19 protein-coding genes and 1 pseudogene are annotated in these 18981 nt (G+C 73.5%); 6 read left to right on the top strand and 14 right to left on the bottom strand.

The window, feature by feature from the left end; all coding sequences use genetic code 11:
• The first annotated feature begins 359 nt into the window (after nucleotides 1–359).
• Nucleotides 360–560, top strand: coding sequence for a DUF1918 domain-containing protein (locus tag ACSNOK_RS16950; protein WP_436781521.1), 201 nt, complete (start codon nucleotides 360–362; stop codon nucleotides 558–560).
• Nucleotides 561–567: 7 nt separating this feature from the next.
• Here ACSNOK_RS16950 and ACSNOK_RS16945 read toward each other — a convergent pair whose 3' ends face one another.
• Nucleotides 568–1788, bottom strand: a complete 1221-nt coding sequence (locus tag ACSNOK_RS16945) for a glycoside hydrolase family 10 protein (RefSeq protein ID WP_436781520.1) — start codon at nucleotides 1786–1788, stop codon at nucleotides 568–570.
• Between the two features lie 163 nt (nucleotides 1789–1951).
• On the opposite strand from ACSNOK_RS16945, the gene ACSNOK_RS16940 reads away from it, so the two are divergent.
• Nucleotides 1952–2809: a 3-hydroxybutyryl-CoA dehydrogenase gene (locus tag ACSNOK_RS16940; RefSeq protein ID WP_436781519.1), complete on the top strand. Its 858-nt coding sequence runs from the start codon at nucleotides 1952–1954 to the stop codon at nucleotides 2807–2809.
• Between the two features lie 114 nt (nucleotides 2810–2923).
• Entirely contained in the window at nucleotides 2924–3769 is an 846-nt protein-coding gene (locus ACSNOK_RS16935; RefSeq protein WP_436781518.1) for a GNAT family N-acetyltransferase, read from the top strand.
• A gap of 79 nt (nucleotides 3770–3848) precedes the next feature.
• Here ACSNOK_RS16935 and ACSNOK_RS16930 read toward each other — a convergent pair whose 3' ends face one another.
• Nucleotides 3849–4472 (bottom strand): LysE family translocator, encoded by a 624-nt coding sequence (locus tag ACSNOK_RS16930; protein WP_436781517.1) that lies wholly within the window; start codon nucleotides 4470–4472, stop codon nucleotides 3849–3851.
• A 171-nt stretch (nucleotides 4473–4643) separates the two neighbouring features.
• Between ACSNOK_RS16930 and ACSNOK_RS16925 the strand changes: the two genes are divergently transcribed.
• Both ACSNOK_RS16925 and ACSNOK_RS16920 read left to right on the top strand, forming a co-directional pair.
• Entirely contained in the window at nucleotides 4644–5099 is a 456-nt protein-coding gene (locus ACSNOK_RS16925; RefSeq protein WP_436781516.1) for an Lrp/AsnC family transcriptional regulator, read from the top strand.
• A 159-nt stretch (nucleotides 5100–5258) separates the two neighbouring features.
• Nucleotides 5259–5510: a hypothetical protein gene (locus ACSNOK_RS16920; RefSeq protein ID WP_221903609.1), complete on the top strand. Its 252-nt coding sequence runs from the start codon at nucleotides 5259–5261 to the stop codon at nucleotides 5508–5510.
• 30 nt (nucleotides 5511–5540) lie between these two features.
• On the opposite strand, the gene ACSNOK_RS16915 is transcribed toward ACSNOK_RS16920, so the two are convergent.
• The 10 genes from ACSNOK_RS16915 to infC form a co-directional block, all read right to left on the bottom strand.
• On the bottom strand, nucleotides 5541–6071 hold the full coding sequence (locus ACSNOK_RS16915) for an NUDIX hydrolase (protein ID WP_436781515.1): 531 nt from the start codon (nucleotides 6069–6071) through the stop codon (nucleotides 5541–5543).
• A 58-nt stretch (nucleotides 6072–6129) separates the two neighbouring features.
• Nucleotides 6130–7467 (bottom strand): tetratricopeptide repeat protein, encoded by a 1338-nt coding sequence (locus tag ACSNOK_RS16910; RefSeq protein WP_436781514.1) that lies wholly within the window; start codon nucleotides 7465–7467, stop codon nucleotides 6130–6132.
• A 93-nt stretch (nucleotides 7468–7560) separates the two neighbouring features.
• Nucleotides 7561–8757 (bottom strand): PP2C family protein-serine/threonine phosphatase, encoded by a 1197-nt coding sequence (locus tag ACSNOK_RS16905; RefSeq protein ID WP_436781513.1) that lies wholly within the window; start codon nucleotides 8755–8757, stop codon nucleotides 7561–7563.
• A gap of 191 nt (nucleotides 8758–8948) precedes the next feature.
• Nucleotides 8949–11456 carry a phenylalanine--tRNA ligase subunit beta gene (gene pheT, locus ACSNOK_RS16900; protein ID WP_436781512.1) on the bottom strand — a complete coding sequence of 836 codons (2508 nt, stop codon included), beginning with the start codon at nucleotides 11454–11456 and terminating at the stop codon, nucleotides 8949–8951.
• Nucleotides 11456–12574 carry a phenylalanine--tRNA ligase subunit alpha gene (gene pheS / locus ACSNOK_RS16895; protein ID WP_436781511.1) on the bottom strand — a complete coding sequence of 373 codons (1119 nt, stop codon included), beginning with the start codon at nucleotides 12572–12574 and terminating at the stop codon, nucleotides 11456–11458. Before pheS ends, pheT begins: the two co-directional genes overlap by 1 nt.
• 162 nt (nucleotides 12575–12736) lie before the next feature.
• Nucleotides 12737–13849 carry an ATP-binding protein gene (locus ACSNOK_RS16890; RefSeq protein WP_436781522.1) on the bottom strand — a complete coding sequence of 371 codons (1113 nt, stop codon included), beginning with the start codon at nucleotides 13847–13849 and terminating at the stop codon, nucleotides 12737–12739.
• A 57-nt stretch (nucleotides 13850–13906) separates the two neighbouring features.
• The gene (locus ACSNOK_RS16885) at nucleotides 13907–14740 is read right to left on the bottom strand and encodes a TrmH family RNA methyltransferase (RefSeq protein WP_436781510.1); all 834 of its coding nucleotides are present in this window, start codon (nucleotides 14738–14740) and stop codon (nucleotides 13907–13909) included.
• 117 nt (nucleotides 14741–14857) lie between these two features.
• Nucleotides 14858–15244: a 50S ribosomal protein L20 gene (gene rplT, locus ACSNOK_RS16880; protein ID WP_004944290.1), complete on the bottom strand. Its 387-nt coding sequence runs from the start codon at nucleotides 15242–15244 to the stop codon at nucleotides 14858–14860.
• Between the two features lie 103 nt (nucleotides 15245–15347).
• Entirely contained in the window at nucleotides 15348–15542 is a 195-nt protein-coding gene (gene rpmI / locus ACSNOK_RS16875; RefSeq protein ID WP_004944288.1) for a 50S ribosomal protein L35, read from the bottom strand.
• 136 nt (nucleotides 15543–15678) lie between these two features.
• Nucleotides 15679–16317: a translation initiation factor IF-3 gene (gene infC, locus ACSNOK_RS16870; RefSeq protein WP_078588007.1), complete on the bottom strand. Its 639-nt coding sequence runs from the start codon at nucleotides 16315–16317 to the stop codon at nucleotides 15679–15681.
• A 354-nt stretch (nucleotides 16318–16671) separates the two neighbouring features.
• Between infC and ACSNOK_RS16865 the strand changes: the two genes are divergently transcribed.
• Nucleotides 16672–17046: a DUF1844 domain-containing protein gene (locus ACSNOK_RS16865; protein WP_436781509.1), complete on the top strand. Its 375-nt coding sequence runs from the start codon at nucleotides 16672–16674 to the stop codon at nucleotides 17044–17046.
• Between the two features lie 351 nt (nucleotides 17047–17397).
• Here the strand turns inward: ACSNOK_RS16865 and ACSNOK_RS16860 are convergent.
• Together ACSNOK_RS16860 and ACSNOK_RS16855 are read right to left on the bottom strand one after the other, a co-directional pair.
• A pseudogene (locus ACSNOK_RS16860) lies at nucleotides 17398–18072 on the bottom strand (MIP family channel protein); the annotation flags it as partial.
• A gap of 142 nt (nucleotides 18073–18214) precedes the next feature.
• On the bottom strand, nucleotides 18215–18949 hold the full coding sequence (locus ACSNOK_RS16855) for an SseB family protein (protein ID WP_436781508.1): 735 nt from the start codon (nucleotides 18947–18949) through the stop codon (nucleotides 18215–18217).
• Nucleotides 18950–18981 lie beyond the last annotated feature (32 nt).

The following is an 18981-nucleotide window of genomic DNA, read 5'->3' as shown; positions in this document are numbered from 1 at the left end:
GGGTGCCCCGGTCCCGCCCTTTCGCCGTTTCCTGGGGCTGCGCCCCAGACCCGCTGATCGCGGCTCCGCCGCTCGTCCTCAAACGCCGGACGGGCTGGATAGTGCCGCCCTGGGCGTGCACTTCAGCCCGTCCGGCGTTTGAGGACAACCGCGCGGAGCGCGGTTTCAGGGGGTCTGGGGGCTTGGCCCCCAGGAAACGGTGAAAGGGCGGGACCGGGGCACCCCCAATCGGGCCGTAGACCGGGCCGCCCCGCCCCAGCCACCCTAGACTTGGGCGTATGCCCGTGCGGCAGAGCACAGAGCACACCCGTGCGCCGCCGCACAAGCCACGACCGACCCCGACGAAAGGAGCCGCGTCGATGCATGCGAGCAAGGGCGACCGACTGGTCGTGCACGGCAGGGTCGTCGGCAAGCAGGACCACGTCGTGGAGATCGTCGAGGTCCTCGGCCCCGACGGCACGCCCCCGTACCGGGTCCGGTCCGAGAACGGTCACGAGACCATCATGTCGCCGGGCCCGGATTCGGTGGTGGACCACCGCAAGGCGACGGGCGAGGGGTAACCGCCGGTCAGCGCGGCGGGCGCGCGCGGCGGGGGTAGTGGTCCCCGACCACGCGCGCCATCGCCCCGATCGGGTCGTCGCGCACCTGCCGGGCGGAGAAGTAGACGTTCCCGCGCACCTCGCGGTGGCGCCGGCAGAGCGTGAGGTGGCGGGAGAGCTCGGCCGGGTCCTGCCAGGGCGCGGGCTGTGACGGATCGCCCTGCCGGTAGAGCGCCTCGCCGACGTAGAGGTGGACGCCGGTGCCGTGCACGGTCCGGGCCCACCAGGGCACGAGGGCCGCGTAGTCGGCGGCGGGGTTGCCGATGTGCCAGTACACCTGGGGGACGATGTAGTCGATCCACCCCTCGCGCACCCACCGGCGGGTGTCCGCGTAGAGGTCGTCGTAGGTCTGCACCCCGGCCCGGGTGTCCGAACCCCGGGGATCCGTCGCCTTGTTGCGCCACACGGCGAACGGGCTGACCCCGAACCGCACGTGTTTCTTGCGCCGCTTGACGCGCTCGCCGGTCTCGCGCACCAGCCGGTCGATGTTGTCCCGCCGCCAGGCGCCCCGGTCCGGGAACTTCCCGCCGTACCGGCGGTAGGCCGCCGCGTCGTCGAACTCCTGCCCCGCCACCGGGTACGGGTAGAAGTAGTCGTCGAAGTGCACCCCGTCCAGGTCGTAGCGGAACACCGCGTCCAGCATGGCGTCCTGGACGAAGCGGCGGACCTCCGGCAGGCCGGGGTTGTAGTAGAGCTTCCCGCCGTAGGGCACGGCCCAGTCGGGGTGTTTCCGCGCGGGGTGGGACGGGACGAGCCGTCCGGGGTCGGTGTGGTTGGCGATGCGGTACGGGTTGAACCAGCCGTGCAGATGGAGGTCCCGCCGGTGCGCCTCGCGGACGGCGAAGGCCAGCGGGTCCCAGCCGGGGTTCTTCCCCTGACTGCCGGTCAGGAACTCCGACCACGGTTCGTACCGCGACGGCCAGAACGCGTCGGCGGTCGGGCGGATCTGGAGGAGGACGACGTTGAGGCGCCGGGCCGCGGCGGAGTCGAGGAGGGCGAGGAGTTCCTCGCGCTGCCGGTCCGGGGTGAGCCCCGGACGGGACGGCCAGTCGATGTTGGCGACGGTGGCGGCCCATACGCCGCGGAACTCCGCCGGGGCCGCCGCGGCCCGCGCCCGTCCCGCCTCCGGGGACAGGGCCAGGGCCGTCAGCGCCCCCGCGCCCGCCACCGTGAACCGTCTTCGCGTCATACGCACCATATGCTGCTCACTCCTTGTCGGATGTGTCACACCGTGCGCGCTGAGCATGCCCTCCCCGGGCCCCCCGCTACCGGACCGCTCGGAGTAACGTCTGACCGAGGCGGGAGCGACCCCGGCACCCGCCGGTCGACGAAGAGCACCGAAAGGCAACGTCTTGAGCGACATCGAACGCGTGGGAGTGGTCGGCTGCGGCCAGATGGGCGCGGGCATCGCGGAGGTGTGTGCCCGGGCGGGCCTGGACGTCATGGTCGCCGAGACCACGGGCGAGGCCCTGGAGTTCGGCCGCACCCGGCTCACCACCTCCCTCGGCAAGGCCGCCGAACGCGGCAAGATCACCGAGGCGGAGCGGGACGCGGCCCTGGGCCGGCTGAGCTTCACCACCGACCTCGGCGAGTTCGCCGACCGCGATCTGGTCATCGAGGCCGTCGTGGAGAACGAGCAGATCAAGACCGAGATCTTCCAGGTCCTCGACCAGGTCGTCACCCGCCCGGACGCCATCCTCGCGTCCAACACCTCGTCCATCCCGCTGGTCAAGCTGGCGGTGGCCACCTCGCGTCCCGACCAGGTCATCGGCATCCACTTCTTCAACCCCGCCCCGGTGCAGAAGCTGGTCGAGATCATTCCGGCGCTCACCACCTCCGACGAGACGGTCAAGCGCGCCGAGGCGCTGGTGGCCGGCGTGCTGGACAAGCACCCCATCCGCGCCCAGGACCGCTCGGGCTTCATCGTCAACGCCCTGCTGATCCCCTACCTGCTCTCGGCCATCCGGATGTTCGAGTCCGGTATCGCCAGCCGCGAGGACATCGACAACGGCATGGAAATGGGTTGCGCCCACCCGATGGGGCCGCTGAAATTGTCGGACCTGATCGGCCTCGACACCGTCGCGTCGGTGGCCGACAGCATGTACGCCGAGTACAAGGAGCCGTTGTACGCGGCCCCTCCGCTGCTGCAGCGGATGGTGGACGCGGGGCGGCTCGGGCGGAAGTCGGGGGCCGGGTTCTACACCTACTGAGGGTCCGCCGCGGGCCTGTCGCGGGCCTGCGGGGGATCTTCGACGGCGGGTGGCCGGGCAGCGGTCGTCGCTCCTGTCACCGATCGGACGGGCCGGTTCGCCGGCCCGTCCGGCATGTCCGGTCCGGTCATCACTCCCGGGGGTACCCGCTTGTCCCTGAACCGCCTTGAGACGTACTACGACGCGGTGCCGCGCTCCGCCGCCCGCGTCGAGGACTTCGGCCCGCTGACCCTCTTCGTCCGCGAGAGCCCGGGGTGGCCGTACTACGCCCGCCCCGCCCTCGCCGGCTCCGCCGCCGTCACCGCCGCCGACGTGGACCGCGTCCGGGCCCGCCAGCGCGCGCTCGGCGTGCCCGAGGCCTTCGAGTGGGTCGCCGAGACCGCGCCCGCGCTGCGCGCGGCGGTCGAGGAGTCGGGGCTCGTGGTGCACGAGCACCCCCTGATGGTCCTGGACCCCGCCGCCTCGGCGTCGGCCCCGGCGCCCGGCGGCGTCACCGTCCGCGTCCTGGACGCCGACGACCCGGCGCTGCCGGGCGCGGCGGCCGTCCCGTTCCTCGCCTTCGCCGGGCCCGGCACCCGTACCGGCACCGTCGGCCGGCCCGAACTCGCCGCCCTCGCCCCGAAACTGACCGCCGACGGGACCGTCGGGCGGCTCGCGGAGCGGATGCGGTCCGGGCTGACGTCCGTCGCCGCCGCGCTGGAGGACGGCGTCCCGCTGTGCGCGGGGCAGCACCAGCCGGTCGGCGCGGTCGCCGAGATCGTGGGCGTCGGCACCCTGCCCGCCGCCCGCCGCCGGGGCCTCGGCCTGGCCGTCACCGCCGCGCTGGCCGCCGACGCCCGAGCGCGGGGCGTGGACACCGTCTTCCTCTCGGCCGGTGACGACGACGTGGCGCGGCTGTACGGCCGGCTGGGCTTCCGCCGCGTCGGCACGGCGCTCATCGCCGGGCCGGCTGCCGCATAAGTCCTGTCGGAGCTGCCGCACAAGTTCTGGCGGAGCAGCCCCCCGCGGAATCGCGTCCGCACAGCGCCCCGCGTCCCCGTCACACGACCGCCACCCGCTCCACCAGCAGGAACGCGCCGATGCCCACCATCGCGACGCCCGACAGCCGGCTGACCGTGCGTGCCACGGACGGCCGGGCCCGCAGCACCCGGCGGGCCAGCGTTCCGACGCCGAGGTAGACGACGCCGCAGGCCGCCACGTGCAGCACGCCGAGCGTGCCGGTCTGGACCGCCACCGGCCACGTGCCGTGCCGGTCGACGAACTGCGGCAGCAGCGAGAGGTAGAGCAGCAGCCCCTTGGGGTTGAGGCCGCTGGTGCCCGCGCCCTGGAGCAGGACGCGGGACGGCGGCAGTCCGGCCGGCGCCTCCGGTGCCGTGCCGGGGACGGCGGGACGGCGCAGCGTCGCCACTCCGAGCCACAGGAGATAGCCCGCGCCGAGCACGGTCAGCGCGGTCAGCAGGCTCGGCGTCCCGGCGACGATCGCGGCGACTCCGGCCACCACGACCACCGTGAGCGCGGCGTAGCCGAGCATCAGGCCGCCGACCGCCGGTATCACGGAGCGGTCGCGCAGTCCGGCGGATATCGCGTAGGCCCAGTCGGCGCCGGGGACGAGGAGGAGCAGGACGGAGACGGTGAGAAACGCGGTCATGGAACCGACGGCCATGCGCACCCCTTCCAGGGCATTACCAGGGCATTTCCGGGAGGTTTTCCGGGACGTTTTCCGGTGGGTCGCCGCGGCGCGTCACCGCCGCGGTGGGGAAGGTTATGCGCGATCCGGCGGGAAGTGTTGTCGTCTTTTGTCCGGTAGCGGCCGCGTGGAGGGAGAATGTTGCGCATGGACAGCCTCGACCGGAAGATCCTTGCCGAGCTCCAGCAGGACGGCCGCCTCACCGTCACCGAACTGGCCGCCCGGGTACGGCTCAGCGTCTCCCCCTGCCACCGCCGGCTGCGCGAGCTGGAGCGCTCGGGGGCGATACGCGGCTACCGGGCCGTGGTGGATCCGCGCGCCCTCGGGCTGGCCTTCGAGGCCCTGGTGTTCATCACCATGCGTCAGGAGGACCGCGAGACGGTCAGCGACTTCGAACGGGCCGTCGCCGCCGTCCCCCAGGTGGTGCGCGCCGAGCGGCTGTTCGGCGACCCGGACTACATGCTGCGCGTGGTCACCGCCGACCTCGACGCCTACCAGCGGCTCTACGACGAGCACCTGGCCACGCTGCCGGGCGTGCTGCGGCTGGACTCCACCCTGGTGATGAAACGCGTGGTCGAGGAACGCCCGCTCCCCGAGCGCTAGTTCATCGCAAGGCCGTTCACACGGGGTGTGCGACGCTGACCCGTACTCACCCTCCGCACACGCTCCCGCCCGGGCCCGCCCCGCGCTTTCCTGGTCGTACAGCGCTTTCACCGCGGCCGACGGCCGTGGGGCCTTCCGGAAGGAGTACGGACCGTGACCATGCATCCCGAGCACGCCGCGAAGACGGCAGAGCTCGCGGAGCTCCGGCGCAGACTCGACGTGGGCGTCGTCCGCATCGACGGGCGCCTCGCCCTGCTCACCCAGCGCAGCGACCAGGCGCAACGCGAGATCACCGAAGTGGAGGAGCGCGTCAAGGCGCTGGAGAGCGGCCGCTGGCCGGTGTCCTCCCTTGCCGCGCTCACCGGCCTGGCCGGTCTTGGCCTCGCCGTCTGGCAGGTGGTCGGCCGGTGAGCACGGGGGTCCCCCGCCGCCCGGCATGGATCAGCCGAGGCGCGTGTGGTGCAGCAGGAGCAGGGCGGCGGCCATGTTGGCGGCCGGCACCTCACCCCGGGCGATCATGTCCGGCACCAGCTTGAGCGGGACCCATTCGCGGCGGTCCGATTCGAAGCCGTCCTCCGGCTCGCCGATGTACTCGGCCTCGTCCGTCCAGTAGACGTGGTGCCGGGCGTCGGTCAGGCCGTTGGACGGCTCGACGGTCATCAGGTGCCGCAGCGGGCCGGGCCGCCAGCCGGTCTCCTCCTCCATCTCCCGGGCCGCGGCCCGGGCGACGTCCTCGCCGTCCTCGACGACCCCGGCGGCCAGCTCCCAGCCCCAGGTGTCGGTGATGAACCGGTGCCGCCAGAGCAGCAGGACCTCGTTGGCGGCGTTGACCACCGTGGCGACGGCCACGGGCCGCAGCCGGATGACGAAGTGGTCGAGGTGCCGGCCGTCGGGGAGTTCGACGTCCGCGAGATTGACCCGGAACCACCGGTTCCCATAGACGGTACGCTCCGCGAGATTCTTCCAACGCACGTGTTGCCACCTTCCGCCGAGGTGGCCACCTACCCGGGCGTCGCCCGCACAAGGTTCGTCACAAGGGCACGCGCAGCGCCCCTTCGATCATTTCGGCGGCCTCGGCGGTGGCCGCGCACCCGCTTTCGACCAGGTGCTCGCGCACCGCCCGGAGCCGGTCCCGTAAGCGCTGCGATTCCATGCCCCTCGCCTGCTCGGTCATCTCCTGAGCGGTGGCCACCGCCTTGTCCGCGTCTCCCTGACGCAGCTCGATGTGCGTGAGCATGGCGAGCCGGTGGACACGGCCCCGGTCGTGGGCGGGGGTGTCGACGGCCCGGTCGGCGTGCTCACGGGCGGGTCGGAGATCACCGAGGCTGAGCAGGGCCTCGGCCACCTGGACGTTGACCAGTCCCGGCTGGACGTAGCCGGTCTCGGCGGGCTCCTGGCCCCGGTGGATGCGCTCGGCGGCCGACTCGGCGCGGCGGATGCAGCCCAGCGCCCCGGCGCCGTCGCCCAGCCGCGCGTACGCCTTGGCCTGCATGGCGTAGAGGTCGGCGGTGAGGGCGGGGGTCAGATGCGGGCCGCCGGAGCGCAGCGCCGACTCGGCGAAGGCGACGGCCTGCCGGTACTCCCCCAGGAACAGCGACTGGTTGACGAGCAGGGCTATGACGTAGGCGCCGAGCCCCCGGTCCCCGCTGGCCTTGGCCAGCCGCAGCGCCTGGTGGAAGTAGCGCTGGGCGAGGCCGTGCGCGTCGGAGTCGTAGGCGCAGATGCCGGCGACGGCGACCAGCCCGCCGGTGGCGCGGTGCAGATGGCGCCCGGTGGCGTCGGAGTAACTGCCGCGCAGCAGCGGGGCGGTCTCGGCGTTGAGGAAGCCGACGATCCGGGCGCGGGTCGCGATCCCGCCGGCCTTGCGGTACATCTGCTCGTAGTGCGTCCGGGCGGCGCGCAGCATGGCGATGTCGTCCATGGAGACCCGGGTGAGGCCGCGCCGGGAGACGTCGGCGTCGTCGGGCGGGTTCTCCCACTCCCAGACGGGCATGACGGCGTGGGTGCCGGTGACGGCCGGGGCGGTGACGACGTGCTCGCGCTGCTGCTCGTCGGAGCGCCACAGGGCGGTGGCCCGCTCGACGAAGCCGGACAGCGGGGTGCCGGGGACGCGGGGGGCGCCGGGGGTGCCCAGGCCGATGTCGTCGAGGGTCAGCGGCCGGTGCAGCCGCTCGCCCAGCACCTGGCAGATGAGGTCGGGCACCTGGCCGCGCGGTCGCTGGCCCTTCAACCAGCGGGCCACGGCCGTGTGTTCGTAACGCAACGCCAGACCCCGGGCCCGGCCCGCCGCGTTGACGTGGGCGGCCAGACCGGCGTGGGACATCCCCGCCTCGTCGAGTATGGCGTCGAGCAGAGTGTTGGGCTCCATGCCGCCCTCCGTGAGCGCTCGGTCGACCCAGCGTAACGGAAACGGATTCGCACGGGGTGTGAACACCCGTGACCGGTACGGGAGTTCGGGGCGTCAGCCGTACGGGCAGCTACGGGCCAGCGGTCCGTGCGGGGCGCGGTCCGGGACGCGGTGGCGGTCGTTGCGCAGGGCCAGCAGCGCGAAGTCGTCGGTGAGGGAGCCGCCGGTGTGCCGCAGGACGGCGGCGCGGACGCGGTCGACGACGGCGGCCGGGACGACGGGCGCGCCCTCGGCGGCCTCGGCGAGGGCGCGGGTGAGCGGGAAGAACCGGCCGGCCGCGTCCCGGGCGTCCTCGACGCCGTCGGTGTGCAGCACCAGGGCCTCGCCGGGCAGCAGCCGGGTCAGCCTGCGGACGGGCGGGTCGGCGGGGAGCGGGAACATGCCGAGCGGGGGCAGCGGATCGCCGGCGGAGAGGACGTCGGCCCGCACCCCCGGCGGCGGATCGCCGTCCCCGCCGCCGGTGAGCCGGTGCGGCCAGGGGTGGCCGCAGTTGAGGGCCAGCACCTCGCCCTCCGGGCGGATCTCCAGGACGAGGACCGTCGCGAAGTCCTCACCGCAGGGCGGCGACTGGCCGGACGCGCGGTCGCCGAGGTGACGGTGGAAGGCGCGCTCCATGCGGCGCAGCACCCCGGGGAGGCCGTCCTCGTCGTGGGCGGCCTCGCGGAAGCTGCCGAGGAGGGCGGCGACGGTGCCGAGGGCGGGCAGGCCGTGGCCCCGGACGTCGCCGATGACCAGCCGGACGCCGTGCCGGGTGGCCAGCACCTCGTAGAGGTCGCCGCCGAGGAGGGCGCCCTCGCTGGCGGAGCGGTGGCCGCCGGCCAGGGTGAGCCCGGCGAGGCGGGACGGCAGCGGGCGCAGGACGGCGTGCTGGGCGGTGGCGGCGATCTCCCGGAGGCGTTCGACCTCGCGGGAGAGCCGGTGGCCGCGGCGGGCGGTGAGCCAGGCCGCGCCGACGACGGCGAGGACGGCGCAGCAGGTGCCCAGCCGCATGGCGGGGTCGACCCGGCCCGCCGAGCCCAGCGGGAGGAGGGCGAACAGCGCGCAGGCGCCGCCGAGCACGACGCACTGGCGCCGGCCGCTGCCGGCGCAGGCGATGGCGGGCGCGGCGGCGAGGAGCTGGACGAACTGGGCGCCGGACGAGGCGCCGAACGGGCTGAGCAGCTCCCAGAGCACCACCCCGGCGACCCAGAGCCCGGGCAGCGCGAGCACCGCACCTCGTCGGCAGCGCGCCGCCGCCCTGGTACGGATCATGCCGTCGGCCCCCCTTGCGCAATGACGCGCTCGATTCTTTCGAGTGCCGGCGCGGAAGTAACGACCTGAACCCCGTTTTCCACCCCATCGAGTGAAGGCCGGTGGGTGCGAGGCTGACGGTGCGGGAGGCACGCGAGGGGCGCCCCGGCGAACCGGAGCGCCCCTCGGATCAAGCGATCAAGCGATCGTCGTCACGCGCCGCGCAGCACCGCGCCGGTGCGCTCGACGGCCGCCCGCACGGCGGCGTCGCGGGCCGCGGACGCCTCGTCGGCGGTCAGCGTGCGGTCGGAGGCGCGGAACCGCAGCGCGTACGCCAGCGACTTCCGTCCCTCGCCCAGCTGCTCGCCGGTGAAGACGTCGAACAGCCGCAGCGACTCCAGCAGTTCGCCGGCGCCGGACCGCAGCGCGGCTTCGACCTCGCCGGCCGGCACGCCCGCGTCCACCACGAGGGCGACGTCCTGCGTGGCCACCGGGAAGGAGGAGACGCGCGGCGCCTCGACCGGGCCGGTGCCGGCCTCCTCCAGGCGGTCCAGCTCGATCTCCATCGCGCAGGTGCGCTCCGGCAGGCCGAACGCCTTGATGACGCGCGGGTGGAGCTCACCGGCGTTGCCGACCAGCACCTCCTGCCCGTCGATCACGGCCAGCAGCGCGGCGCAGCGGCCCGGGTGGAACGGCGCCACCTGGTCCTGCCGGACGATCAGCTCGACGCCGGCCTCACGGGCCACCGTTCGGCCCGCCTCGACCGCGTCCGCCCAGCCGGACGGACGGGCCTGGCCCCACCAGCCGGCACGCTCGCGGGCGCCGGCGAGGACCACGGCCGCCCGGCGCGGCTGCCGGGGCAGCGCGGCGTCGAGCGAGGCGATCTCCTCGTCGGTCGGACGGCGGTCCACCGGCAGCCGGCCGGCCGGGAGCTCCTCGCCGGTGGGGCGGAAGACCAGCCCGGTCTCGAAGAGGGCCAGGTCGTGCTCGCCCCGGCTGTCGTTGCGGCGCAGCGTCGCGAACAGCCCCGGCAGCAGGGTGGTGCGCAGCGCGGGCTCCGCCTCGGAGAGCGGGTTGACCAGGCGCACGGTCAGCCGGCGGGCGTCGTCGGCCTCCAGGCCGAGGTGGTCCAGGGCCCAGTCGCCGAGGAACGGGTAGCTGGGCGCCTCGACGTACCCGGCGCCGGCCAGGGCGCGGCCGACGCGGCGGTGCAGCCGCTGGCGGGCGGTCAGCCCGCGGCCGGCGGGCGGCTTGGGCAGCGTGGAGGGCAGGTTCTCGTAGCCCTCCAGCCGGATGACCTCCTCGGCGAGGTCGTTGGGGTCGGTGAGGTCGGGCCGCCAGCTCGGGACGGTGACGATCAGCTCGTCCTGCCCGTAGACGTCGCAGCCGACCTCCTGGAGGCGGCGGACGACGGTCTCCCGGCCGTACTCCACGCCCGCCACCCGGTCGGGGTGGTTCGCGTGCAGCGTGATGGTGCGGGGGGCGCTGGGGGTGATGAACTCGGTGACCCCGGCCTCCGGGGTGCCGCCGGCGAGCAGCACCAGCAGGTCGACGGTCCGCTGCGCGGCGGCCGAGGCCGCCTGCGGGTCGACGCCGCGCTCGAAGCGCTTGGCCGCCTCGGAGGACAGCTTGTGCCGGCGCGCGGTGCGGGCGATGGAGACGGCGTCGAAGTGCGCGGCCTCGATGACGACCTCGGTGGTGCCGCCCTCGGCCGCCCCGGCGATCTCCGTACCGGCGCCGCCCATGACACCGGCGAGCCCGATGGGGCCGTTGTCGTCGGTGATGACCAGATCCTCGGCGTCCAGGACGCGCTTGGTGCCGTCGAGGGTGGTCAGCTTCTCGCCCGGCTCGGCGCGGCGGACGCCGATCGTCCCGGCGATGCGGGAGCGGTCGTAGGCGTGCAGCGGCTGGCCGAGCTCCAGCATCACGTAGTTGGTGATGTCGACGGTCAGCGAGACCGGGCGCATACCGGCCTTCTGGAGCCGGCGCTGGAGCCAGATCGGCGACCGGGCCTCGGGGTCGAGGCCGGTGACCGTACGGGCGGTGAAGCGGTCGCAGCCGGCCGGGTCGGCGACGCGCACCGGGTGGCCGTACGAGTTGGGCGCGGGCACGTCCAGCAGCGCCGGGTCGCGCAGCGGCAGGCCGTACGCGGTGGCGGTCTCGCGGGCGATGCCGCGCAGGGACAGGCAGTAGCCGCGGTCCGGGGTGACGGCGATGTCCAGGACGTCGTCGCGCAGCTCCAGCAGCTCGATCGCGTCGGTGCCGACCTCGTGCTCCGGCGGCAGCACGATGATGCCGTGCGTGCCGTCGTCGCCCATGCCGAGCTCGTCGCCCGAGCAGATCATGCCGCGCGAGACCTTGCCGTACGTCTTGCGCTCGGCGATGGCGAAGTCGCCGGGCAGGACGGCGCCGGGGAGCGCCACGACGACCTTGTCGCCGACGGTGAAGTTGCGGGCGCCGCAGACGATCTCCTGCGGCTCGCCCGTGCCGTTGGCCATGCCGACGTCGACGGTGCAGAAGCGGATGGGCTTGCGGAAGCCCTCCAGCTCCTCGATGGTCACGACCTTGCCGACGACCAGCGGGCCGGTGAGGTCGGAGCCGAGGTGCTCGACCCGCTCGACCTCCAGGCCGGCGGCGACGAGCTTGGCCTGCACGTCGCGGCCGGTGGTGCCGGCCGGCAGGTCGACGTATTCCCGCAGCCAGGAAAGCGGGGCGCGCATCAGATCTCCATCCCGAACGGCCGGGTGAAGCGCACGTCACCCTCGACCATGTCTCGCATGTCCTCGACGTTGTGGCGGAACATCAGCATCCGCTCGATGCCGAACCCGAAGGCGAATCCGCTGTACTTCTCCGGGTCGATGCCCGCGGCGACGAGCACGCGCGGGTTGACCATGCCGCAGCCGCCCAGCTCGATCCAGCCCTCGCTGGAGCAGGTGCGGCAGGGGCGCTCGGGGTTGCCCACCGAGGCGCCGCGGCAGACGTAGCACTGCATGTCCAGCTCGGCGGACGGCTCGGTGAACGGGAAGTAGTTCGGGCGCAGCCGCGTGGTCAGCCCCTCGCCGAACAGCGAGCGCACCATGTGCTCGATGGTGCCCTTGAGGTCCGCCATGGTCAGGCCCTCGTCGATGGCGAGGAGCTCGATCTGGTGGAACACCGGGGTGTGGGTGGCGTCCAGCTCGTCCGTGCGGTACACGCGGCCCGGGCAGACGACGTAGAGCGGCGGCTCGCGGTCGAGCATCGAGCGGACCTGCACCGGGGAGGTGTGGGTGCGCAGCACGACGCCGGTCTCGGCGTTCTTGGGGCCGGCCACGAAGAAGGTGTCCTGCATGGCGCGGGCCGGGTGGTCCGGCTCGAAGTTGAGGGCGTCGAAGTTGAACCACTCGGCCTCGACCTCGGGGCCCTCGGCGACCTCGTAGCCCATGGCCACGAAGACGTCCTCGACGCGCTCCATGAACGTGGTCAGCGGGTGGCGGGCACCGGCCGGCACGCGGTCGTACGGCAGCGTGACGTCCACCGCCTCCTCGACCAGCACACGGGCGTCGCGCTCCGCCTCCAGCTCGGCCTGGCGGGCGGCCAGGGCCTTGTTCACGGCACCGCGGGCCATGCCGACCCGCTTGCCCGCCTCGGCCTTGGCCTGCGGCGGCAGGGCGCCGATCTCGCGGTTGGCGAGGGCGAGCGGCGAGCGGTCGCCCATGTGGGCGGTCTTCGCCTCCCGCAGGGCGTCGAGGTCGGCGGCGGCGGCGAAGGCGGCGAGCGCCTCGTCCCGCATGCGCTCGATCTCTTCCGGTTTCAGTGCCTCGACCTCGACAGGGTCGTACGACTTATTGGGTGCCGACATCTCTTCCCGTACTTCCGAAGTGGCTGGCTCCGCTGGCTGCGCGGCTTCGCCCGACTGTATTGGCCAAAGTGGCCCCAGAAACGTGCCAAAGGTCGAGTCTAAGGGGCGCGGGGGTCCGGAAAGCCCGCGGGCCCGCTGCGTCGGCCCAGACGAAGGTGAAGCTCAGCCCTGGGACAGGAACGCCGGCGCGCCTACGGGCAGGGTAAATCGGAACCGGGCGCCGCCGTGGGCCGAGCGCCCGACCGTGATCGTCCCGCCGTGCGCCTCGACGATGCCCTTGACGATGTAGAGGCCCAGGCCCGTGCCGCCGCGCTTGCTGCCCCGCCAGAAGCGGGTGAAGACGCGGGTCATGGCGTCCTCGGGGATGCCGGGCCCTTCATCGCTCACGGTGACCGCCGTTCCCTCCGTACGCGCGTTCGTCAAGGCGGGTGCCACCTCTATGGTGACGGTTCCGCCGCCGTGGCGCACCGCGTTTTCCAGGAGGTTGCCGAGCACCTGGTCGATCTTGTCGGGGTCGGCCCAGAGCGGGGGCAGCGGTTCGACGACGCGGACCACGAAGCGGTCGGCGTGCTGGCCGCGGGCGGTGTGCGCGGCGACGTGCCGGCGGACGGCGGCGGCCATGTCGACGGGCTGGCGGCGCACCTCCAGCCGGCCGGAGTCGATCCGGGAGATGTCCAGCAGCTCGGCGATGAGCCGGGTGACGCGGTCGGCGTCCGCGTCCACGGTCTCCAGCATCAGCCGCTTCTGGTCGTCGGTGAACCGCTCCCACTTGGCCAGCAGCGTCGCCGTGAAGCCCTTCACGGAGGTCAGCGGGGAGCGCAGCTCGTGGGCGACGGTGGCGATCAGCTCGGCGTGGCTGCGCTCGGTGCGCCGCCGCGCCTCGGTGCCGCGCAGCTGGACGACGAGCCGCGCCAGCGGCCCGAGGGGGCGCTCGCGCACGTAGCGCGCGGAGACCAGCACCTCGCGCCCGCCGGGCAGCAGCAGGTTGCGCTCCGGCTGGCCGGTGCGGGTGGCCAGCCCGCCGTACGGGTCGGACAGCGGCCACCAGCGGCGGCCGTCCAGGTCCTCCAGCGGCAGGGCGCTCTCCAGCGGCCGGCCGAGCGCGTCGGCCGGGCACAGCGCGGTGATCCGGGCCGCCGCGGCGTTGAAGGCGACGACGAGGCCGTCGGCGCCGGCGACGACGAGGCCGTCCGGCAGGTCGTCCGGGTGCAGCACGCATCCGGCCCCGTCGACGCCGTCATCGATGACGGCGGTCCCGCCCGCGGCACCGCCCACGGCAGCTTCCCCACTCACACCCGACGCCCCCTCCCGAGCCCCAGGTGCGTCACCCTACTAGCTGGAGGTAACAGAGCGGCACCCTCCGGACGCGCGCTGCGCACGGGCGGAGGCGTAGAGGCACACGGCGGCGGCCGTGGCGAGGTTCAGGCTCTCGGCCTTTCCGTGGATCGGGACCCGCACCACGGCGTCGGCCAGCGCGCGGGTCTCCTCCGGCAGGCCCCACGCCTCGTTGCCGAAGACCCAGGCGGTGGGGGTGCCCATGGTGCCCCCGTCCAGCTCGGCGTCGAGGTCGCGGGCGCCCGCGCCGTCGGCGGCCAGGATCCGTACGCCCGCGCCCCGCAGGCCGCGCACGGCCTCCTCGACGGGGACGCCCACGGCGACCGGCAGGTGGAAGATGCTGCCCACGGAGGCCCGCACGGACTTGGGGTTGTACAGGTCGACGGAGGCGTCGGTGAGCACCACGGCGTCGGCGCCGGCGGCGTCGGCGCAGCGCAGGACCGTACCGGCGTTGCCGGGGTCGCGGACGTGGGCGAGGACGGCGACCAGCCGCGGCTTCGCGGCGAGGATCTCCTCGAACGGCGTGTCCAGGAAGCGGCACAGGCCGACGAGGCCCTGCGGGGTCACGGTCTCGGACATCTCCGCGATCACCTCGTCCGTGGCGGTGAGCACGGGCACCCCGGCGGCGCGCACGGTGGCGACGATGTCGGCGTGGCGCTCGGCGGCGTCCGGGGTCACGTAGAGCTCGACGAGGTGGTCGACGGCCTCGCGGACGGACTGCGGACCCTCGGCGAGGAAGCGGCGCTCCTTGCCGCGGAAGCTGCGCTTGGCGAGGCGGCGGGCCGCGACGACGCGGGGCGATCGCAGGGAGGTCAGCTCGGGGGCCGCCATGGGCTCACTTTCGGTCGCTTCGGATCGGGGGTTGCGGGGGCCGGAACGCGACCGGACCCGCAGACCGGGAGGGGCCTGCGGGTCCGGACCGTGCCAGCGGATGCCTCACGGCATCGGTCAGGCGGCAGCCTTCGGCGCGTTGACGTCGGCCGGGAGCGCCTTCTGGGCGACCTCGACGAGCGCGGCGAACGCGTTCATGTCGTTGACGGCCAGCTCGGCCAGGATCTTGCGGTCCACCTCGATGTTGGCGGCCTTCAGACCCTGGATGAGGCGGTTGTACGTCATGCCGTTCTGACGCGCGGCGGCGTTGATGCGCTGGATCCACAGCTGACGGAAGTCGCCCTTGCGCTTCTTCCGGTCGTTGTAGTTGTAGACCAGGGAGTGGGTGACCTGCTCCTTGGCCTTGCGGTACAGGCGCGAGCGCTGGCCGCGGTAACCGCTGGCCTGCTCCAGGATCGCCCGGCGCTTCTTGTGCGCGTTGACTGCGCGCTTGACGCGTGCCACTTGTTAACTCCTTGTAGCGGGGCCGCGGGTGACTCTCACACGGCCCGGAAACGATTGGGTCCCGGTCTCGACGCGCGCCCTGCCGTACGGCGGGCGCGGTGCGTCACTTGCCGAGAAGCTTCTTGATCTTCTTGGCGTCGCCCGGGGCCATCTCGGCGTTGCCGGTGAGGCGACGCGTCAGACGGGACGACTTGTGCTCGAGCAGGTGGCGCTTGCCGGCACGCTCGCGCAGGACCTTGCCGGAGCCAGTGACCTTGAAGCGCTTGCTGGCACCGCTGTGCGTCTTGTTCTTCGGCATCGCGCCGTATCTCCTCGTCGGTGGCGCTCCCCACCCGCGGCGCGGGCGCACGGAAGCGTCAGCTCTGTTCGTTTGCTGTCCGGGGCCTCTCGGTCCCGGGGGTGAACCGGGGCTGATGGGCATCAGCCCCCGGTGTTCACGCCTCTGCGGGCTCCTCGGCGGCGTCCGCACCCGAACCGCCCTGGCGCTCGGCCTTGCGGGCGGCCTGGGCCTCGCGGGCTTCGGCCATCGCCTCGGTCTTCTTCTTGTGCGGACCGAGAACCATGATCATGTTCCGGCCGTCCTGCTTGGGGTTGGACTCGACGAAGCCCAGCTCCTGGACGTCCTCCGCGAGCCGCTGCAGCAGTCGGTAGCCCAGCTCGGGCCGGGACTGCTCGCGACCACGGAACATGATCGTGATCTTGACCTTGTCGCCCTGCTTGAGGAACCGTACGACGTGACCCTTCTTGGTGTCGTAGTCGTGCGGGTCGATCTTCGGCCGGAGCTTCATCTCCTTGATGACCGTGTGCGCCTGGTTCTTGCGCGCCTCACGGGCCTTCATGGCCGACTCGTACTTGAACTTCCCGTAGTCCATGAGCTTGCAGACCGGCGGACGGGCGTTGGCCGCCACCTCGACCAGGTCGAGGTCGTACTCCTGCGCAAGCTCCAGGGCCTTGGCAAGCGGCACGATGCCGACCTGCTCGCCGCTGGGACCGACAAGTCGCACCTCGGGAACGCGAATCCGGTCGTTGATGCGGGGCTCGGCGCTGATGGATCCTCCTCGGTAGCACCACACGGCCGCCTGGCGGGCTGCCGCGTAACGTCTTTTCGTAAGACCAACCGCGCCGGTGCATCAAAAAATGCCCCGGACGGGACACAGGCGGGGCTCCATGCAACCGGAACACCGCCACGGTGCACCCGTGGGGCTATCGGACGGTTCCATCGTCCGTACGGAACGATGGGGACCGTCTGACCGGAGACCTGCCGACCGTGAGTCGGCGAGGTGGGAGTGCGGAGCCTCCACTTGTGGGTCGGGCACGCAGATGTCCGACCGGTCGATCCCCCACTCTACCAGCAGGGGTGCGGGGGTGCTAACCCCGGACAAAACCCGCGGCGAACCCGTGTTCCCCCGGGACGTATCGTGTCCGCCATGAGCGACGCTACCCCCGCGCCCGGTTCCGCCGAGGCCGGCCCCGACTTCGACAGCATGACCCGCGACATCGCCGACGTCCCGGCGGTCGAGGTGATCACCACCGTGGCGGTGCACCTGATGAGCTCGGCGGCCGTCAACCTCGGCCTGGCCGAGGAGGGCGAGCAGCACAAGGACCTGGACGAGGCCCGGAAGCTGATCACCGCCCTGGCCGGCCTGGTGACGGCCAGCGCCACGGAGATCAGCAACTTCCACGCGGGGCCGCTGCGCGACGGGCTGAAGTCGCTCCAGCTGGCGTTCCGCGAGGCGTCCGTGGTGCCGGACGAGCCGGGGCAGGGGCCGGGCGAGAAGTACACCGGGCCGGTCTTCGGCTAAGCCCGCTCTGCGGCTGAGCGGCTCTACGGCTGAGCGGCTCTTCGGGCTTCGGCTGAGCGCGGGCCGGACGCCCGCCCGCTCTCCCGCCCGTCCGTCCGTCTGCGGTCAGAGTCCGACCGGCGGAGTGGGCCCGTCCTCGGGTCCACCGGCGCCCGGCCCGGCCGTACCACCCGGGCCGGTCGTACGCCCCGGACCCGCCGGGGGCTCGGCCGTCCGCCGCCGTCCCGCCGCTCCCCCGCGGCCCGCGTCCCCTTCCTGCCGCCCCGCCTCGACCTCCGCGGCCTCGGGCGGCAGCTCGTACGCCCGGTGTCCGCCGAGGGCCCGCTCGTCCGCGATCAGCACGGGCGCGCCGTGCGGCTGGACGACCTGGTGGGTGAAGGCCGCGAGGGCACCGCCGATCAGCGGCGCCACGATGAACAGCCACAGGTCGGAGAGCGCGCCGTCGCCGGCGAAGAGGGCCGGGCCCAGGCTGCGCGCCGGGTTCACGGAGGCGCCGGTCAGCGGGACGCCGATCAGGTGGATCAGCGCCAGGGTGAAGCCGAGCGCCAGCGGGCCGAAGCCGACCACCGCCACCTTGTGGGTCACCGCGAGCCAGACGAAGACCAGCAGGAAGGTCAGCACGACCTCGGCGAGGAACGCGCCGCCGGTGTTGAGGTGCACCGCCGACCGGTCGTCGTACCCGTTGGTGCCGAACGTCCCGTCGGTGCTGAGCCCCGGGACCTGCTTGGCCAGCAGGAGCAGCAGCGCGGCGCCGATGATGGCCCCGACGAACTGCGCGATCCAGTACTCGATGGCGGTGCGCAGCGCGATGCGGCCCTCCAGCAGCATGCCGAGGGTGACCGCGGGGTTCAGGTGGGACCCGGAGATCGGCCCCAGCGCGTAGGTGAGGGCCAGAAGAGTGAACCCGAACGCCAGGGCGATGCCGAGGGCACCGATGTAGTCCGCCGCGAGGACGGCGGCTCCCACGGCGAAGAAGACCAGCAGCAGAGTGCCGATGAACTCGGCCGCGACCGTCCGTGTCTCCACGGGGTCCAGCTTCAGGGGGTCCAGCTTCGCGTCCATGGCGTCCTCCCAGGGATCTCGTGGACTGTCCTCGCATTGTCGGACGGTCCACTCCCGGGCGCCTGTCGAAAGATCGCGGGCCCTTACGGGCGGGCCCGCGGGCCGCTCAGCGGCTGAACAGCGGCTCTCCCGGCATCTCGGCGCCCACCGGCAGCAGCGCCAGGTCGAGGCCGCGCACCAGCCGGGCGCGGAGCACCTCGTCGGCGGCCAGGGCCTCGGCGATCCGCCGCGCGACCTCGGCGGGCGCGGCCTCGGCGGCCAGCGCCAGCGCCAGCGTCCCGTCCGCGTCGCCCGCGGCCACGAGGTGGGCGCGCAGGACGCCGTCCTCGGCGGCCAGCAGGCCGCGCAGGGCCTCGGCGACGGCGGGGTCGGCCAGCGGGTCGGTGCTGGTCCGGCCCTCGGCGAGGGCGAGCAGGGCCCGGCCCGTCAGGGGATAGGTGACAGGACCCGCCATGTCCACGACGATCGTGTCGGCCTTCTCGTGCGCCGCCGCCTGGAGCGCCTGGTGCAGGGGGACGGCGACGGGCCGCGCGTCCGCGCGCCAGCGGTGGAGCGTCTCCATCGACGTGAACGCGGGCAGCGCCCGCCGCCCGTCCGGCGCCTGGAGCGTGGGAACGGCCATGTCGCTGGTCTTCTCCCGCTTCAGCCCGTCGGGCCCCGTCTCCACCTCCCCCAGCACCGCCACCACCGGCACCAGCAGCCGCGCCCCCTTCAGCGCGGCCAGCACCCGCCCCTCCTCCGCCCGGTCGGCGGCCCAGGCGGCGAGCGCCTCGGCGAGTACGGGGTCGGCGGAGCCGTCGTCGTCGGAGAAACCGGGGTCCGGGATGTTCTTGAGGGCCACGGGGTGAGGGTATCGGGAGGTGGGGGGTGGCC

This window comes from Streptomyces sp. URMC 126 (assembly GCF_051386555.1).
Taxonomy (GTDB): Bacteria; Actinomycetota; Actinomycetes; order Streptomycetales; family Streptomycetaceae; genus Streptomyces.
Note: the sequence above shows the minus strand (reverse complement) of the source record. Positions and strands in the feature narration are given on the sequence as shown.

Excerpts from the sequence above, each read along its gene's own strand:
- rpmI (WP_004944288.1), bottom strand. The coding sequence starts at position 15,542 with ATGCCGAAGAACAAGACGCACAGCGGTGCCAGCAAGCGCTTCAAGGTC.
- ACSNOK_RS16945 (WP_436781520.1), bottom strand. The coding sequence starts at position 1,788 with ATGACGCGAAGACGGTTCACGGTGGCGGGCGCGGGGGCGCTGACGGCC.
- ACSNOK_RS16920 (WP_221903609.1), top strand. The coding sequence starts at position 5,259 with ATGCATCCCGAGCACGCCGCGAAGACGGCAGAGCTCGCGGAGCTCCGG.
- ACSNOK_RS16865 (WP_436781509.1), top strand. The coding sequence starts at position 16,672 with ATGAGCGACGCTACCCCCGCGCCCGGTTCCGCCGAGGCCGGCCCCGAC.
- ACSNOK_RS16885 (WP_436781510.1), bottom strand. The coding sequence starts at position 14,740 with ATGGCGGCCCCCGAGCTGACCTCCCTGCGATCGCCCCGCGTCGTCGCG.
- pheT (WP_436781512.1), bottom strand. The coding sequence starts at position 11,456 with ATGCGCGCCCCGCTTTCCTGGCTGCGGGAATACGTCGACCTGCCGGCC.
- ACSNOK_RS16935 (WP_436781518.1), top strand. The coding sequence starts at position 2,924 with ATGTCCGGTCCGGTCATCACTCCCGGGGGTACCCGCTTGTCCCTGAAC.
- ACSNOK_RS16925 (WP_436781516.1), top strand. The coding sequence starts at position 4,644 with ATGGACAGCCTCGACCGGAAGATCCTTGCCGAGCTCCAGCAGGACGGC.
- ACSNOK_RS16910 (WP_436781514.1), bottom strand. The coding sequence starts at position 7,467 with ATGGAGCCCAACACTCTGCTCGACGCCATACTCGACGAGGCGGGGATG.
- ACSNOK_RS16950 (WP_436781521.1), top strand. The coding sequence starts at position 360 with ATGCATGCGAGCAAGGGCGACCGACTGGTCGTGCACGGCAGGGTCGTC.
- ACSNOK_RS16930 (WP_436781517.1), bottom strand. The coding sequence starts at position 4,472 with ATGGCCGTCGGTTCCATGACCGCGTTTCTCACCGTCTCCGTCCTGCTC.
- pheS (WP_436781511.1), bottom strand. The coding sequence starts at position 12,574 with ATGTCGGCACCCAATAAGTCGTACGACCCTGTCGAGGTCGAGGCACTG.
- ACSNOK_RS16905 (WP_436781513.1), bottom strand. The coding sequence starts at position 8,757 with ATGATCCGTACCAGGGCGGCGGCGCGCTGCCGACGAGGTGCGGTGCTC.